Annotated in this window: 14 protein-coding genes; 9 read left to right on the top strand and 5 right to left on the bottom strand. The window is 53.2% G+C overall.

The genetic code is table 11. From position 1 onward, the window contains the following. Nucleotides 1–34: 34 nt before the first annotated feature. From DFER_RS03375 to DFER_RS03355, 5 genes are all read right to left on the bottom strand, one after another. Nucleotides 35–1300 carry a glycosyl hydrolase family 28 protein gene (locus DFER_RS03375; RefSeq protein WP_187293425.1) on the bottom strand — a complete coding sequence of 422 codons (1266 nt, stop codon included), beginning with the start codon at nt 1298–1300 and terminating at the stop codon, nt 35–37. A 22-nt stretch (nt 1301–1322) separates the two neighbouring features. After that, entirely contained in the window at nt 1323–2756 is a 1434-nt protein-coding gene (locus DFER_RS03370; protein WP_015810199.1) for a RagB/SusD family nutrient uptake outer membrane protein, read from the bottom strand. Nucleotides 2757–2774: 18 nt separating this feature from the next. Continuing rightward, nucleotides 2775–6221 carry a SusC/RagA family TonB-linked outer membrane protein gene (locus DFER_RS03365; RefSeq protein ID WP_015810198.1) on the bottom strand — a complete coding sequence of 1149 codons (3447 nt, stop codon included), beginning with the start codon at nt 6219–6221 and terminating at the stop codon, nt 2775–2777. Nucleotides 6222–6393: 172 nt separating this feature from the next. Then, nucleotides 6394–7431 carry a FecR family protein gene (locus DFER_RS03360; protein ID WP_015810197.1) on the bottom strand — a complete coding sequence of 346 codons (1038 nt, stop codon included), beginning with the start codon at nt 7429–7431 and terminating at the stop codon, nt 6394–6396. 98 nt (nt 7432–7529) lie between these two features. Beyond that, a complete protein-coding gene (locus tag DFER_RS03355; RefSeq protein ID WP_015810196.1) occupies nt 7530–8111 on the bottom strand; it encodes an RNA polymerase sigma factor in 582 nt (193 codons plus the stop codon). A gap of 382 nt (nt 8112–8493) precedes the next feature. On the opposite strand from DFER_RS03355, the gene DFER_RS03350 reads away from it, so the two are divergent. The 9 genes from DFER_RS03350 (at nt 8494) to DFER_RS03310 (ending at nt 16249) form a co-directional block, all read left to right on the top strand. Further along, nucleotides 8494–9123: a contractile injection system cap protein gene (locus DFER_RS03350; RefSeq protein WP_015810195.1), complete on the top strand. Its 630-nt coding sequence runs from the start codon at nt 8494–8496 to the stop codon at nt 9121–9123. A 96-nt stretch (nt 9124–9219) separates the two neighbouring features. Continuing rightward, nucleotides 9220–10047 (top strand): hypothetical protein, encoded by an 828-nt coding sequence (locus DFER_RS03345; protein ID WP_015810194.1) that lies wholly within the window; start codon nt 9220–9222, stop codon nt 10045–10047. A gap of 31 nt (nt 10048–10078) precedes the next feature. Next, nucleotides 10079–12172 carry a phage tail sheath C-terminal domain-containing protein gene (locus tag DFER_RS30320; protein WP_015810193.1) on the top strand — a complete coding sequence of 698 codons (2094 nt, stop codon included), beginning with the start codon at nt 10079–10081 and terminating at the stop codon, nt 12170–12172. Between the two features lie 73 nt (nt 12173–12245). Then, nucleotides 12246–12677, top strand: coding sequence for a phage tail protein (locus tag DFER_RS03335; protein WP_015810192.1), 432 nt, complete (start codon nt 12246–12248; stop codon nt 12675–12677). Nucleotides 12678–12686: 9 nt separating this feature from the next. Beyond that, nucleotides 12687–13127, top strand: coding sequence for a phage tail protein (locus tag DFER_RS03330; RefSeq protein WP_015810191.1), 441 nt, complete (start codon nt 12687–12689; stop codon nt 13125–13127). Beyond that, entirely contained in the window at nt 13127–13312 is a 186-nt protein-coding gene (locus tag DFER_RS03325) for a DUF5908 family protein (protein WP_015810190.1), read from the top strand. Before DFER_RS03330 ends, DFER_RS03325 begins: the two co-directional genes overlap by 1 nt. Before the next feature lie 81 nt (nt 13313–13393). Next, nucleotides 13394–14053, top strand: a complete 660-nt coding sequence (locus tag DFER_RS03320) for a CIS tube protein (RefSeq protein WP_229206164.1) — start codon at nt 13394–13396, stop codon at nt 14051–14053. Continuing rightward, nucleotides 14050–15780, top strand: a complete 1731-nt coding sequence (vgrG, locus tag DFER_RS03315) for a type VI secretion system tip protein VgrG (RefSeq protein WP_015810188.1) — start codon at nt 14050–14052, stop codon at nt 15778–15780. The genes DFER_RS03320 and vgrG overlap by 4 nt, the downstream gene beginning before the upstream one ends. A 13-nt stretch (nt 15781–15793) precedes the next feature. Continuing rightward, complete coding sequence (locus DFER_RS03310) at nt 15794–16249, top strand: gp25 family contractile injection system sheath assembly initiator (RefSeq protein WP_015810187.1); 456 nt, start codon at nt 15794–15796, stop codon at nt 16247–16249. Nucleotides 16250–16252: the final 3 nt, after the last annotated feature.

Here is a 16252-nt window from a genome sequence, read left to right as displayed (position 1 = left end):
ATTTCCCAGAATGGTCTGCATTGCACCTGCATTGTCAATTCACCTTTCGCAGCGATTCCTCGGTCACGTTTTGCATCGCCTGCCGGTCGAATGCGTAGTTTACCACATGCTGGTCGCGGCCGGAATAGAGGATATTCATGAAATGGCAATCGCGCACGGGTGCTTCCACCATCACTGCCGACTGGCCGGTGGACATGATGTTCATCGCATAAATATTGTTAATCTTGCCCGGCTCCGACAACGCGCCGTAGCCCTTGCCGCCAATAAGGAGCGCATTGTGCCGCCCGCCCTCGCCTACCGCCTCGCGTGACACGAGGCCGTTCACATACACGTGATGCACGCCCGAGCTGTCGCTGGCGCGGATCGCCACGCCCCGGCAAATGGATTCGCAGGTGATGTTGCTGATGAAAATCTGCTCGGTATCGTCCTGCGGGCCATACCAGCGGCTTTTGGTCACCATCGTGGATTGCAGGCTGCCGTTTTCGGCGATCAGCGCGGATTTCACGTCCAGGCTCGAAAGTGCAATGAAATCATCGCCCGTGAAACCGGAAATGTTGGTGATCCGGAAGTTCTTGCAGCCTTGCCGGAGATCAATGCCGTCTTTGTTAAATACCCTCACTTTCCTGCCTTTCACGGTGATTTCTTCCGGGTTGTGCAGGTAAATATCGCTCAGTTCGGCATTGTGCGTGCGTTCAAAGCTCACCGCCCAGGCGTGCGAATTCTCGATCCGCACGTTTTTGAGTGAAAAACCATCCACCTGTGCAATCAGGATCATGATGTTCCTCCAATCGCCGGTTTGCTTGCGGTCGGGCCGGGCGGCGTCGGTGCCGTAGCTGATACGCCAGTTGCCCTTCTTCTTGTCGGCGTCGGGATCGAGGCTCAGTTGCCGGGCTGCATCGCCGGTAGCACGGGGATTGTCGGCGCCTTTGAGCAATACCTGGCCGATGCCGATCAAATGGATGTTTTTGTTCCAAACCGGGTTCTGGATGCCAGCCCCCACATTGTCGCTGCGGAACATATTATCGCGGCACGAGTCGGAAAGCTGGATGGTACAATTTTCCAGCAGCACCGTGATGTTGCTCGGCAGGAGAATCGCCTCGTCGAGCTTCCATATGTTGGATTTATTGGCATTGAAGGCAGGGATTTTTACGACTCCCCCTGCCTTACCGGCCGCCTGAACCGCCTTTTGGATACGCTGGCTGTCGGTACCTTTGAAATCGTTCGGGGTGATTTCCCGGGCCGAAACCCGGGAAACGAACGCCAGCATGAGGACAGCAAAAAGCAAATGTTTGAAGTTCATGACGTAATTCATTCAATCGTGATCAGTAACCATTGTTTTGGCCGAGCGCGGGGTTCAGGCTGAGCTCTCTGAATGGCACGGGCAGCAATGCCTTGTGAGGGGCAATCTCATAGTTCTCGACCAGATAGCCGCCGGAGCGGAGGTATTTTTGCTTGTAGGCTTCCATCGTCTGAACCATTGTGCCGGTACGCAGCAAATCGAACCAGCGGTGGCCTTCGAAGCAAAGTTCCACACGCCGCTCCTTCGCGATCGCATTGCGCAGCGAGGCTTGGTCGGACAGCGTCAGCGCCGGCAATCCGGCCCGCGTGCGCACCTGGTTGATGTACGGAAGCGCCACCGTGGGCTTCCCGTTCTCGTTCATCGACTCGGAAAGCAGCAGCAGCACGTCCGAATAGCGCATCACCGGCCAGTCGTTTTTCCCCTCGTTGGACGCCACCGGCTTGTCGAGGAATTTTTTGGTGTAATACATGGAGTCTGCCGAAGGCCATAGTTCAATGGAAACCGCCTTTCTCAGGTCGCCCGCTTCAAATGCATTGAACAGATCGAGCGTACCCGAATTGGCGCCCTGCGGCTGCCCGCCGCTCGTCACCTGCGTTCCCGAACCGAACGGGGCGAAAAGAATGGAGAAGTTGCTGCCTTCCGCAAACCCCGTCCCGCCCAGGTATTGCACCGCAAATACCATTTCGGCATTGTTCTTATTATTAATGTCAAAAACATCGGCATACTTGTCGAGCAGCTTGTGTTTTCCACTATCCACTACCTGTTGCAACAGCGGCTCGGCTTTTTCGAACTGCTTGTTGGTCACATATACTTTGCCCAAAAGGCTTTGCGCGGCGGCTTTGGTAGCCCTTCCGAGGTTCGCGGCATTGTAGGTTTCGGGCAATAGCGTGGCGGCCGATTCCAGGTCGGTGATGATTTGCGCGTATACCTGGCTCACCGGCGTGCGGCCGTAACTGTAAGCCTCCGCCTCCGAGGTGATTTCCTGGGTAACCAAAGGCACGTCGCCGAACAGCTGGAGCATATTAAAGTAGATCAGCGCGCGGATAAACCGCACCTCGCCCAGGTATTGCTGTTTCAATGCATTGTCCATTTCAAAATTCCCGATCCGGACGTCTACGGCATTGCAGCGCGCGATAATCGAATAGGAAGTCGTCCAGCGGCTCTGGATCGCGGCCGTAGAGGAAATCCACGTGAGCTGGTCCATGGGCGCCTCGCCCAGCGTGTAGCCGTTGGCCTGCGCATTGTCGGAAGGGATTTCGGCAACCTGGTAAAAGCTGGTGTAGTAGCCCCTCAGTCCATTGTAAGCGCCATTCACCGCGGCTGTAAAATCGGCCTGACTTTTGAAATACAAATCCTGCCTGACCACCGTGGGCGATTCGATATCGATAAAGTCGGAGCAGGAAAACAGCGACAACATTAGTCCGGCCCCCAAAGCTATTTTTCTAATATTCATCATGTTATATCTAAATCAGGGTTAGAAGGAAATATTTAAACCCACCATCACACTGCGGTTGATCGGATAGGTCGCCTGGTCGGAGCCGGGCTGGTAGGCAGTGTCGCCAAACTGGCTCGGTTCGGGGTTAAAACCGGGATATTTCGTGAATGTGAACAGGTTTTGTCCCGTCAAATACACGCGTGTCGCATTCAGGGACAGCTTGCGTTGCAGCGATGCCGGAAGCGTGTAGCCGAGCGTTACGTTCCTCACCCGCACGAAAGACCCGTTGTAAACTGCATGCGAATGCAGGTTACCCGCTGCCGAAAACCCTGCACGCGGCCCTACCCGGGCATATTTCACGTCGCGGTCGGGATTAGCGGGATCGAAATAGTTGCCTACCATTTCCTTCACCGTGTTGAAACGCCCCGCCCACAGCTCGGTGTGCCTGCTGGCGCCGTTGATGATGCTGTTACCGGCTGTCCCTTGCACGATCACGCTCAGGTCGAAATTGCGGTACGAAACGTTGTTGGTCAACCCGAAAATCACTCTTGGCAACCCATTCCCGAGGTACATGCGATCGTCCTCGTTGATCTGCCCGTCGCCGTTCACATCCCTGATCTGGTAGTCGCCCACGCCGGAGCCCGGCCACTGTGCCTGCCCGTTGAGCTGTGCCTCGTTTTTGATCACGCCGTCGATCTGGAAGCCATAAAAGCGCCCAAGCGGCTGGCCAACCTCGATTTTGTACACATTCGGCCAGCCCGGCGTGCCCACGTAGGTGTTCAGCGAAGAACGTCCGCCCAGGTCCAGCACTTTGGTGGTGTTGAAGCTGAGGTTGAAACCGGTGTTCCATTTCAGCTTTCCGGTCAGATTTTCCGTGTTCAGGTCAATTTCCAAACCCTTGTTCTGAATTTCGCCGATATTGGTCTGGAACGAGGTCGCGTACCCCACGAGTGCCGGCAGCTCTTTCGAAAACAGCATTCCCTTGGTGTTTTTGCGGTACAAGTCCAGCGTGAGGTGAATGCGGTTATTCAAAAACGATGCGTCGAGGCCGAGGTCGGTTTGCTTGTTTTTCTCCCAGGTAAGGTTGCGGTTCAGGAAGCCGAGTGGGCTTGCGCCCGCCATGCGCTGTCCGCCGAAGCTGTAATGGGTGGGCGTCATCCCGCTCATCCAGGTAAAGTCCCCGATGTTCGCATTACCCGTTTCGCCGTAGCTGACACGCAGTTTCAACTCATCAAACAAGGTTTGCGACTGCATGAATTCCTCCTGCGACAGCCGCCAGCCCACGGAGTAGGATTGGAATACCCCAAACCGGTTGTCGGGCCCGAAGCGTGAAGATCCGTCCGTCCGCACCGAGCCGGAAAACAGGTATTTGTCTTTGTAATCGTAATTCAGCCTGAAAGCGTAGGACAAAAATGAATTGGCGCCGTAGGTGATCGTGCCCGCCTGGTTGGACGAGGCCGTCGGGTTACGCACGAGGTCGTTGGTGAACGTCCCTACCCGGCCGCTGGTGCCGGTGGTCGATGTCGTGTATTTCTGCATGGAATACAGGAGCATTGCATTCACATTATGGTCTGTTCCGAAGCGGTTGGCGTAGGTGAGGTTATTTTCCCAAACCCAGTCGATGGCCCGTCCGTTGGTGGAACTGGCGGCGATCCCGGCCAGGAGCGGATTGGAATTGTTGGCAAAAGGCGCTACCGGATTAGCGAGCGTCGAAGGCAGGTACGTTTCGTTACCCGCATTGGCGAGCAATGCACCGCCCTGGCTGCGGAATTTTAGCCCTTTCATGATTTCCCATTGCACGTACAGGTTGTTTTGCACGGCAAACCGGCTGTCGCGCATTTGATATTGTTCCAGCACCGACAGCGGGTTGTACACGCCCACTTCCGAAAATCCGTACTGCGTGTGCGGCAGCACATTGTTTTGTCCGTAATCGCCATTGGGAAGACGGGCGCTCACGACGGGCGGCATGAGCATAGCCGCGTAAATGGGGCTATATCCCCAGGTCCCGGGCTCTCGCGGCGTGGGCATGTTGTTCTGCACGGAGTAGGTAGGCGCGAAATCGGCCCCGATGCTGAGCGACTTGCTCAGGTTGGCATCCACGTTCGCGCGCAGCGTCATCAGTTTGTAGTCGGTGCCGCGCATGGTGCCTTTTTGGGTGAGATAGCTCCCTGAAACCGAAAAACGTACTTTATCAGTGCCGCCTCTTACGCTGAGCTCCCATTTGGACATAGGTGCCGTGCGAAAAATCTCGTCCTGCCAATCGGTATTGGCGAGTTGTTCGGGCGAGTTGTACGCGTCGGGGTAAGGCAGCTTGGCCGCATTGCGGGCATCCTTGGCATATTGCAGGTATTCGTCGCGGTCCATCACGTCAATCCGCTGTGCCACGTTCTGCACGCCGGTGTAGGCGTTGAAGTTGAAATCGATCTTGCCATCTTTGCCGCGCTTGGTCGTCACGAGCACTACCCCATTCGCCGCGCGGGAGCCGTAAATGGCTGCGGAGGCCGCGTCTTTAAGTATTTCAATGGATTCGATATCCGAAACATTGATCCTCGAAAACTCGGCTGCATTCAAAGGATAGCCGTCGATCACATACAACGGCTGACTCGACGCGCCCAGCGAGCCGATGCCCCTGATCCGTATCGTGGGTGCCGCGCCCGGAACGTCGCCCGCGCCTGCCTGTACCTGCACGCCCGCCGCCAAACCTGCCAGCGCATCGCCCGGCATGGCTACCGGCAGCTGGTTGATTTCCTTCGCGGAAACTTTGCTGATGGCCGTCGAGAGCTTTTTCCGGGATTGTTCGCCATAACCCACCACTACCACTTCGTCCAGGGCTTTCTGGTCGGCGGCCAGCGTTACATTCAGCACCGATCCGCTCCCGACGGTGACCTCGCGGCTCAGAAAACCGACGTAGGAGAATACCAGCACTGCATTTTCATCAGGCACGGTAAGGCTGTAAGTCCCGTCGGCCTGGGTAGCGGTGCCCTGCTGCGTGCCTTTGATCAGAATGCTTACGCCCGGCAATGCCTCGCCTTTCTCGTCGGTCACTTTTCCCGTTATTCGCGCTTCGGCCGGCGAGGTTACCTGCGGAAATGCAGGCGGCCGGGGCGCTTCCATGCCCGTTGGAGCCGCGCCGAGTTTTTCCAGGATGATGAATTCACCGGAAACGCTATATGATATACGCAGTGGTTCGAAAATTTGGTTCAGCAGGTTTTCGAGGGTGGTACCGCTGCTTTTCACACTCACGCGCTTGTTGCGCACGAGCGACGCGGTGTAGGTGAACCGTGCGTTGGAAATCTTTTCCAGACGTGCGATCACGCTTTTCAAAGGTTCGTTTTCTGCGGTAAAAGACACTTTTTGGGTCAACAACTCCTGCGCGGAGCCCGTACGCGCGTAACTCATGCACGTAACCAGGAAGAGCAACACTACCGGAAGGCTTACTTTCATTAGTATATGAATGTAATGATAATTGGTATCTGTTTTTTTCATACTTTGTTTGGGTTTCTTGAAAAGGGAACATACCTATCCCGTTTCGCCTGCAACGCGATGGCGGGATAATCAACCCGGTGACGCTCCACCGTCACCGGATTTTTTATTAAAGAAGGGTTTACAATGTTGTCATAGGCAAAGGGGATAAGTGTTGGTATTTGAGGGCATTGCATTATTCACATCCGTTACTTTCGATCCTGACGCCGTCGCCTGCGACGGTATACTTCGCCCCGATCGTCCGGCATAGCACATCCAGTTTTTGAAAAAACGGCTCTTCCCGGAATGGAAGCGTGACCTGGCAGTTCCGCAGCGCGGCTTCATCGAAGCTGATCGGGATATTGTAGGCTTTCTGCAAGGCGCGGAAAATGTTACCGGCCGGTTCTTCATCAAAAACGAGCCGGGTTTGCAGCTGCTCCCTGTTCACGACCACCGGTGCCTCGGCAAGGGTTTTGACAATCTTTTTGTCGGCGTTGTGGTAAACGGCCCGCTGATTGGGCGTCAGCACCAAGGGCGACGACTCCTCTCCTGCTTTGGAAACCGACACTTTACCCGTTGCGACGGTGACCGAAACGTCTTTTCCTTCCGGTTTGATCGTGAAACTCGTTCCCAGAACCCGCGTGGTAAGCCCGCCGGAAAATACCGAGAATGGCCTCAGCGTATCCCTCTTTACCTGGAAAAAAGCTTCGCCGGCCAGTTGCACATCCCGCCCCGCCGGTTGTGACCGGTAAATGACCTCACTTCCCGGTAAAAGCCGCACCATACTCCCATCGGGCAGCGTTACTTCTTTCTGATCCCGCCCCGAGTTGACGTATTTTAAATCCTGACTATCATTGAAATACGAAATCTCTTCCCCCACACGACCGGTCTGGCCCGTGAGCAGATACGTTCCGAGCCCGGCGAGCAGCACAGCCGCCGCCGCGTAACCCGTCCATCGCCGCCACATCGGCCGCACAACCGTTTCCTTGCCTTCGACGCGATGCATGATGGCGCGGATGTCGCGCACAACCTGCTCATCGGAAATGGCGGTTGGCTGGTTTTTGAGCTGCCGCAACAGCAGGGCCGCCTCGTCGATCAGTTCTATTTTTTCGGGATACAGGTGAACGACTTGTTCCCACACACTCCCACGCAGCACGCCGCCTGCATTCACCCATTTTCTGAATGCATCATCCAGCATAAAGTCTTCCAGGGTGTAGGTCGCATATTTTTCCATTACAGATATTCCAGCCGAGTTTTCCTATAAGGTGGAAAAACCGCGCGGAGATCATGAAAAAATTTGCATTATTTTTCAAAACCTGTATTTACTGCTCATTATGAGCACAATAGGATTGAAATGGCGAGCAGCGCCTTACGTCGCCAGATGTCCTTGAAAGAGCGCAGGGCGGTGTAGAGCAGGTTGGCCGTGGCCGCTCGTGAAATTTGCAGCAGCTCGGCGATTTGCTCATTGGAAAGCTCTTCGAAGAATTTCAAATGCAGGATTTCCTGCTGGCGCCGCGAAAGTTTTGCAATAACCTGCTGAATCTGTGCGGTTTGGCGTTGCGTGGCCTCCACCTCCGCAAAATCGGGCAGCGGGCTTTCCGGTGAATGCAGCTCGGCTTCGGCCACGCCTTCGTGATCCACGAAAAGCCGCTGACTGCGCTTTCCCTTGAGAATCTGGTTGCGCAGCGCCTTGAAAAGATAGAACTTAAGATTGCTTGTTTCGTTCAAATGCGCCCTTCGCTCCCAAAGCGTAATCATGAGATCGTGCAGATCGTCGCGAAGCTGCTCCTCGTCGGGCTGGAAACGCAGGCCGTAATCGAACATGGCGCGGTAATAACGCACGAGCAACTGCTCGAAGGCAGCTTCATCGCCATTACGAAATGCCTTCCAGATGTCGGTGTCGTTTGGGTTCACGGGCGCAGCGGGTTACTCGTCCGGCCGGGATCTCCGGGTCGGAATGTTCGATTAAAACCGTCCTCCCGGGGAATTCTACTAGCCCGGCAGCCTACAAATTCGTTTCGCCGGGCCTGCGCTTCGGCGGCCGTCCGGCTTCGGAACGAGCGGACGCCGGACATGCCACGGAGGCTGTCGCTGGTGGTCCGTCGATCTGTTAATCCGCCTCCACGGACCAGGAATGTAGCCCATAACCGCTAAATAACTTCGGCAGAAAGATCTATGATGATAGCACATAACCGCATATATTTATATCACTTAACATTTACAAATTTATCTTTTTCCCATTCGGGAGCGGATACGAGTTTTAGACAGGTAGTTACTAAATTAGAAATTAACTGTTATGCTACTTCACGCGCTGACCATCATTACCAACGAATTGAATAACCACCTCAACACGGTGGACGGTACGAATCATCCGGATGATGAAGTGAAGCTTGGGAACATTGCGTTGTTCGAGTCGCCGACGGGCGTGAATAACAATGCGATCCGTGATAAAGTAATCGTTACATTAGTTAATTTCAGAGAAGAAAAAACACTGAAAAACCTGCCGTTTTCAAGGGCCAATGATGCCACACTTCGGACAGAATATTTTAACCCGCCTATCAACGCCAACCTGTTCCTGCTTTTCTCGGCCACTGCTAATGATTACGGCAAGGCTTTGAAATACTTATCGCGTATTATCCGGTATTTTCAATTCAAAAACATTTTCACCAACCTGAATACCACCGAGATTTTCGATGCAACGCTGACGGAATATGACCGAATGAGCGAATTCAAACTGATCATGGATTTATATTCCCCGAGTTTCGAAGAGCTCAACCACTTGTGGGGAACGCTTGGCGGAAAACAATATCCTTCGGTGCTGTACATGCTTCGGATGGTGGAACTTAAACACGACGGCAAGACGGAAGGCGGCGGTGTTATTCAGGACATCCAGCACAATTTTCTGTACATCAACCCCACTAACTAAGGCATCATAGATCGGGAGATTTTAACCGGGCACTTCTGCGCAGAAGTGTCACAGGAGAACTTCGCTATCATCATTAAGTATCTTATTTTCAATAAAATGGAATCAAACAGTTCAAAATATGATGTGCTTTTCAGGGTGAGAATCCTGCATTATCACTATCTGGACATTGGTAAAAGCAATGCCGGAAATGTCACGTTTGATCCGTTCGATTCCCTGCCCGCTTCAAAGAAGAATACGCAAATGGAAAAATACAAAGTCAGCGATTGGCTTTCGGTTGTACCCAGTGCAAGTACCGCCCGGCTATTAGCAAGTAAAGGACTAATATTTAAATTATTGCCGGACGGATTCGCAGTTTTTGTAAAAGTAATCAATAAGAAACCGGAGAAAAATATTGATCAAACGATTTATAAGTTTGATTTATCATTTTCCGGTGAAAGTTCTGCGTTTTCAGCGCTTCCAATTCTGAGAATGGATGATAACCAGGCAGGTTACTATTTATTTAGCAATGAAGTTTCAGCATTAAAAGGAAATGCAAATGCATCCCTTTGCCAGCTTCCGCCTGCTTACGACAATGCAAAGAAATACACCGGCGGAGAGATCGTGGAAGATGGAGGAAATCATTATCTGGCTTTGGATAAACTTGGTAATAGTAATAAGCCTGTTTCCAATGCTAATTTTTGGAAACAAATTGATAAAACCATTCAATTTGCAAATGCAAGTAATCTTAATAAACGGCCTTCATTGGTCAACAATTCCAGCTCTTTTGAAATTCTTAATTTTTCTGAATTGTCGTTATTTCCAGCAGCTTTTGGCCGGATTGAAATAAGTGTGAATAATCAAACACCTGCGAGTTTCAGGGTTTTAAATGCCAGTAAACAGGTACAACAAAAAACATTTGATATTAGGATTAACCACCCGTATTAATGCCATTCTCAATTATAAATAGACAATAGCTATGCTCAATTTATCAAACCTGCGGACACCCGGCGTTTACATAGACGAGGTCCCGAAGTTTCCGCCGTCTATTGCCGCCGTTGAAACGGCAATTCCCGCATTCATTGGCTATACTCAAAACGACGTTTTTAAGGGAGTTTCTTACAAACAGAAGCCCGTACTGATAGAATCACTGGTAGATTACGTCGAAAAGTTTGGCGATGCGCCCCCGCTCGTCGGCATAGCGGTGGATCTGGACGTAGACAATTCCATCAAAACTGCACAAATCAATACCGGCCTGCTGTTGTACGACAGTCTGAGAATGTACTTCCGGAATGGCGGCGGCAAATGTTTCATCGTAAGTCTGGGCAAATACCCCGACATTACCGCTGGCGGCTTCGCAGCCGCATTTAAAGCGGATGCGGAAGCCGCGCTGGAAGTGCTCAAAGCGGAAGACGAACCCACGCTCATCGTCATTCCCGACGGCGTTCTGCTCAGCGCCACCGACCTCGGTTCGCTGCACAGCACCGCCCTGGTGCAATGCGAGCAGTTTAAAGACCGGTTTTTGATTGCCGACGTAAAAATGGCCGATCCACTGAAATACGATCCGGCGGAGATCACGGCATTCAAAACGGCCATCGGCATGGCGAATGTGCAATTTGGCGCTGCCTATTATCCTTACATCCGGGTGAACTTGCCGCGGTTTATCAAATTCAGGGACATCAGGAACAAGGTCACCAAGCTGACGCTCCCGCTGAACTGGGAATCGGAATACATTCCTGCGTCCGACACGAATACGCTCAATGTTTTCCGCGAGCTGAACATCCTGATCGACAAAAACGTGTACCTGGAATCGCTAGATGCGGGCACGCTGGCAGACACGTACGCCACGCGCAAAAAGGCATTCGATATTGCTGTGAGCACCAACAACCTGAACGACTCGCGGAATGAATTCAAGCTCGCGCTCGGCTTCCTGTTCAAGGATGTGCTGAAACCGTTTATCGATAAGCTCGCGGACGGCATTACCCTGCCCCTCCCCGCCGCTCCCGACAACCAGAATTCGCTCGACGAGCTCTTTGCCGTGCTCGACGCGCTCAAACCAAGCCTCGAAACATTGATCAACATCGCCCGCGTGCTCAATACCGATACGAAAGTGGGCGCTGTGATTACCCTCGCCAATGGCGACATCGGCGGTGCAACGTGGAATTACTATAAAAACGGCACCACCAATCTGCCGACGGCCATCACCGGTGCAGCGGCGCTGACAGGCTCCGCCGCCGACGTCGCGATCGCTACTTCCTATACCTTAACCGACCAGGTGCCGCCGGCCACCACGCAAACCGTCGTCAACCTGAACCGGCTGTTTTACGGAAATGCAAATGCCAAAGGTTTGAATGATATTTTCAATGTCCTGATCAACGGCATTTCGAAAATCCGGAACCTGCTTTCGTCTTACGAGAAGATCAAGGAAAACGATGTGATGAAACGGGTGCCGGTGATCGGGAACGTGATCGGCTATCTGCAATCGGAAAACTACCTGCTGCCGCCATCGGGTACGATTGCGGGCGTGTATGCGCGGGTGGATGAGAAACGAGGCGTTTGGAAATCACCTGCGAATGAATCGCTGATCAATGTGGTGGGACCTTCGGTGAAAGTTACCGACGAGCAGCACGGCACGCTCAATATCGACCCATCCACCGGCAAGTCGATCAACGTGATCCGCTCATTTGTGGGCAAAGGCACGCTCGTGTGGGGCGCGCGCACGCTGGCGGGGAACGACAACGAATGGCGCTACGTGAGCGTGCGGCGGTTTTTCAATATGGTGGAAGAATCCTGTAAAAAAACGACCGAGCAATTCGTGTTCGAGCCCAATGATGCCAACACGTGGGTGAAGGTGCAGGCTATGATCGAAAACTTCCTTACCACACTCTGGCGCCAGGGTGCATTGCAGGGCGCGATTACGGAACACGCGTTTTATGTGACCGTGGGCCTGGGCAAAACCATGACGGCCCTGGACATTCTGGAAGGCCGGCTGATCGTCGAAATCGGAATGGCCGTGGTGCGTCCTGCGGAATTTATCATACTTCGGTTCTCGCACAAAATGCCTGAATCATAGGCTATTGCAAATCCGTAAAATCATCCGGCCGGTTCCATGAACCGCATTTATCCAACATTAAATCATTCATCATATGGCAGAATATCCGCTTCCCAAGTTCCATTTTGAAGTAGAATGGGGCGGGACCAAAATAGGTTTTACCGAAGTAACAGGCCTCGACAAGCAGATCGAAGTGATCGAATACCGCGAAGGACAGAGCCAGGTGTTTTCAAAAATCAAAATGCCGGGGTTGCAGAAATACAGCAACATCACCATGAAAAAGGGCACGTTTGAGAATAAAACCGATTTTTACGACTGGCTGAAAGAGGCCGACAAACTTCGGAACGCCGTGCGGCGGGACATTATCATTAAGCTCCTCAACGAAAACCACAAGCCGGTTTTTACCTGGAAAGCACTGCAGGCATTCCCTACAAAGGTGCAGGCCAGCGACCTGAAAGCCGATGGCAACGAAGTAGCGATCGAAACGATCGAAATCGCGCACGAAGGGCTCAGCCTCGTTAAATAATCCGCGAATATGGCGACTTACTATCCTCCGGCCGGGTTTCATTTTGCCGTAAAACTGGCCAACAGCCAGAACGACAACGACAGCCGGTTTCAGTCGGTAGCCGGCCTCAGCGTCGAATACGACACCGAATCGTACAAGGAAGGCGGCGAGAACCGCTTCGAGCACACGCTGCCGGTGCGTACCAAATATCCCGACCTGGTGCTGAAACGCGGCTTGCTCACAGAGGATTCGGATTTTCACAAATGGTGCAGCAAGGCATTTGCCGAACGGAAATTCGAGCTGGCGGACATTGTCGTCACGCTGCTGAATGAAGCGCATCAGCCGCTCAAAACGTGGAGTATCGCCGGGGCGTGGGCCAAGAAATGGTCGGTATCGGATTTCAATGCCGAGACCAACGCGCTGGTGATCGAGAGTATCGAGATTCGCTACCAATATTTTACCGTGAAATAATGCCGCTGATCATCCGGGAATTACATATCAAAGTCGCCGTGAATGCCCCCGCGGAGCAAGGCGGCAGGGCCACTGCGCCCGCCGCGGCCCAGGCCCAGGGAGGCGACGACGACGATAAGGAAGCCATCGTGGCCGAATGCGTGGAGCAGGTGATGGAAATCCTCCGGAACCGCCTTGAACCGTAGGCCGAACGCCCGTCGGAAGTATTGCATGAGCTGTTTTGTCAAACCTAATGCGCAATTGAGATGTCCGGTAAACTCGAAAAAATGAAGATCATCGCCTACAAGGATGCCGCTATGAGCGACAGCTCCAAAGTGGATGAGCATTCGGCGACGATCAACCCCGAAACCTACCAGCTCGATTACAAAATTGAGTACAACGACAAGCAGGGACAAGGCACCAGCGGTTCGCAGCAGAAGTTCAAAATGACCAAACCGGAGGAATTTACCTTCGAATTCCTGTTCGACAACACCGGCATCATCGACGGCAAAGCGAAAGAGGACATTTGGGACGACCTGAAAAAGTTCAAGAAAATGCTGGTCGACTACGACGGCGCGATCCACCAGCCGCGGCATTTCAAGCTGATCTGGGGCGTGACGTTGTTCAAAGGCCGGCTTACTTCCCTGAATATCAATTTCAAACTCTTCAAACCCGACGGCACGCCGATCCGGGCGGTTTGCAAATGCAGCTTCAAGGGAAGCATTGAAGAAAACATCCGGGTAGCAAAAGAAGACGCCAAATCGCCCGACCTGACGCACGAAAAGCTCGTCAAAGCCAGCGACCATCTCACTTTGATGACCTACGAGATTTACGAAGATCCGCGCTACTACCTGCAAGTAGCCAGGGCCAACGGGCTAACCAATTTCCGGAGCCTGGCCGTGGGGCAAAAAGTATTCTTTCCACCGATCGACAAAGGCGCAAAATGAGCAACAGCCGCACGATAGCCACGCCCGCCACGCCCGACGTGTGCACATTTACCATCCTTTCGGAAGGCCGGGAACTGTCACGCACGTACCACGTGGTGTCGATCGTGGTGATGCGGGAGCTCAACCGGATTCCCTCGGCGACGATTACGCTCATTGACGGTGAGGCGGCAAAGGAAACATTTGAGATCAGCGATAAGGATGAACTGGTTCCGGGGAAAAACCTGGAAATCAAGGCCGGCTACCGAAGCAATGAGGAGACGATTTTTAAAGGGCTGGTGATCAGGCACAGCATTAAAATTCGCAAAAACAGCAATTTCCTCATCGTAGAATGCCGCGATAAGGCGGTGAAGGCCACGATCCAGCCCAAAAGCAAGTATTTTACCGACCAAACCGACAGCGAAATGCTCGAAGACCTGCTGCGCCGGAATGGGTTGGAAAGGGACGTGCAGCCGACCGCATTCAAGCACCGGCAACTCGTGCAATACCAGACCACCGACTGGGATTTCATCCTGCAACGGGCCGATGTAAATGGGCTGTTTTGCGCGGTAGACAATGGAAAAGTGACGATCAAAGCGCCCGATCTGGGCCAGGAGCCTGTCGCAACCGTGCAATTCGGATCGTCGGTGCTGGAACTGGATGCGGAAATAGACGCCCGGTTTCAATATAAAACGGTTAAAAACCAAGCCTGGAACTTTACCGAGCAGACCGTCACCGAGGCCGAAGCGCAAAACCCGAATGTACGGCTGAACGGGAATATCCCATTCCAGGATTTGGCCAAAACCGTTGACCTGCCGTCGTTCACCTTCCGGAATGGAGGTAAACTGACTGAAACCGAGCTCAAAAAACAAGCCAGCGCTGAATTGCTCAAATCGCAGTTATCCAAAATCCGCGGGCGCGTTCGCATGCAGGGAATCGCGCAGCTTAGCCCGGGTAAGCTGATCGGGATCAATGGCGTGGGTGACCGGTTCAAGGGTAATGCATTCGTATCGGCCGTGCGGCATCAGATCGCCAACGGAAATTGGGAAGCGGATGTGCAGATCGGCTATCAGGCGGAATCGATGAATGTGATGAACCGCCTGGCGGCCAGGCCCGAGCGACCCGGCGGCTTGCAGGTCGGCGTAGTGACGCAGCTGGAAAACGACCCCGACGGCGAACACCGGGTGAAAGTCCGGATGCCGCTCATCAGCATGAACGACGAGGGCATTTGGGCTAGAATGGCCAGCCTCGACGCCGGCGACAACAGGGGCTTTTTCTTCCGGCCGGAAATCGGCGACGAAGTGGTGGTCGGCTTTTTCGACAACGACCCTACCCAGGCGATCATCCTGGGAATGTGTCATAGCAGCGCCAAAAGGGCGCCCATTGCCGCCAAAGACGATAACCACGAGAAAGGTTTTGTATCGAGGAGCCAAATGAAAATGCTGTTCGACGACGACAAGAAGACTATCAACATCAGCACGCCCGCCGGTAACAAGTTGATTGTGAGCGAAGAGGACCAGAAAATCCAGTTCGAAGACCAGAACGGCAACAAGATCGTGCTGGACAAGGACGGCATCGTGATCGAGAGCGTGAAGGACATCCGGCTGAAAGCCGCGAAAGACATTCAGTTGGAAGGAGTAAATATCAATGCCAAAGCATCCGCGAAGTTCAGTGCGGGCGCCGGCGGTGGTGAGCTATCCACCGGCGCCGGGCAAACGACCATTAAAGGAGGAACCGTCATGATTAACTAACGATGCCATCAGCATGGATAACGCCGACACAAATTTCCTGGGAACAGGCTGGGCATTCCCGCCGACCTTCGATGCCATCCACAAAAACGTGCGTATGCTCGAAGGCGTGGACGACATTTACAGCAGCCTGCACATTCTGCTGACCACCATGCAGGGCGAGCGCATCATGCAGCCCCGCTATGGCTGCAACCTCGAAAACCTGATTTTTGAGCCGCTGGACACCGCATTGAAAACATTAATGATCGACAAGATCGAAACCGCCATTCTCCTGTACGAACCGCGCATTACGGCAGACTCCGTATCGATCACGGAAGCATTGGACAACACCGGAATGGTGCGCATTCAGGTGGATTTTACCGTAAAAACCACGAATTCGAGGTACAATTTCGTGTTCCCGTTCTACAACCGGGAGGGAACCGAAATCCTGAATTTTTTGATCAGTCCGCCCGAAATCGACAATTCGTTATAAGCC

The organism is Dyadobacter fermentans DSM 18053 (assembly GCF_000023125.1).
In the GTDB taxonomy this organism is placed as follows: domain Bacteria; phylum Bacteroidota; class Bacteroidia; order Cytophagales; family Spirosomataceae; genus Dyadobacter; species Dyadobacter fermentans.
The sequence above is the reverse complement of the archived record's forward strand: the minus strand, read 5'-3'. Positions and strand labels throughout refer to the sequence as shown.

Coding starts and splice junctions, on each gene's coding strand:
- DFER_RS03375 (WP_187293425.1), bottom strand. CDS start 1,300: ATGAACTTCAAACATTTGCTTTTTGCTGTCCTCATGCTGGCGTTCGTT.
- DFER_RS03370 (WP_015810199.1), bottom strand. CDS start 2,756: ATGATGAATATTAGAAAAATAGCTTTGGGGGCCGGACTAATGTTGTCG.
- DFER_RS03365 (WP_015810198.1), bottom strand. CDS start 6,221: ATGAAAAAAACAGATACCAATTATCATTACATTCATATACTAATGAAA.
- DFER_RS03360 (WP_015810197.1), bottom strand. CDS start 7,431: ATGGAAAAATATGCGACCTACACCCTGGAAGACTTTATGCTGGATGAT.
- DFER_RS03350 (WP_015810195.1), top strand. CDS start 8,494: ATGCTACTTCACGCGCTGACCATCATTACCAACGAATTGAATAACCAC.
- DFER_RS03345 (WP_015810194.1), top strand. CDS start 9,220: ATGGAATCAAACAGTTCAAAATATGATGTGCTTTTCAGGGTGAGAATC.
- DFER_RS30320 (WP_015810193.1), top strand. CDS start 10,079: ATGCTCAATTTATCAAACCTGCGGACACCCGGCGTTTACATAGACGAG.
- DFER_RS03335 (WP_015810192.1), top strand. CDS start 12,246: ATGGCAGAATATCCGCTTCCCAAGTTCCATTTTGAAGTAGAATGGGGC.
- DFER_RS03330 (WP_015810191.1), top strand. CDS start 12,687: ATGGCGACTTACTATCCTCCGGCCGGGTTTCATTTTGCCGTAAAACTG.
- DFER_RS03325 (WP_015810190.1), top strand. CDS start 13,127: ATGCCGCTGATCATCCGGGAATTACATATCAAAGTCGCCGTGAATGCC.
- DFER_RS03320 (WP_229206164.1), top strand. CDS start 13,394: ATGAAGATCATCGCCTACAAGGATGCCGCTATGAGCGACAGCTCCAAA.
- vgrG (WP_015810188.1), top strand. CDS start 14,050: ATGAGCAACAGCCGCACGATAGCCACGCCCGCCACGCCCGACGTGTGC.
- DFER_RS03310 (WP_015810187.1), top strand. CDS start 15,794: ATGGATAACGCCGACACAAATTTCCTGGGAACAGGCTGGGCATTCCCG.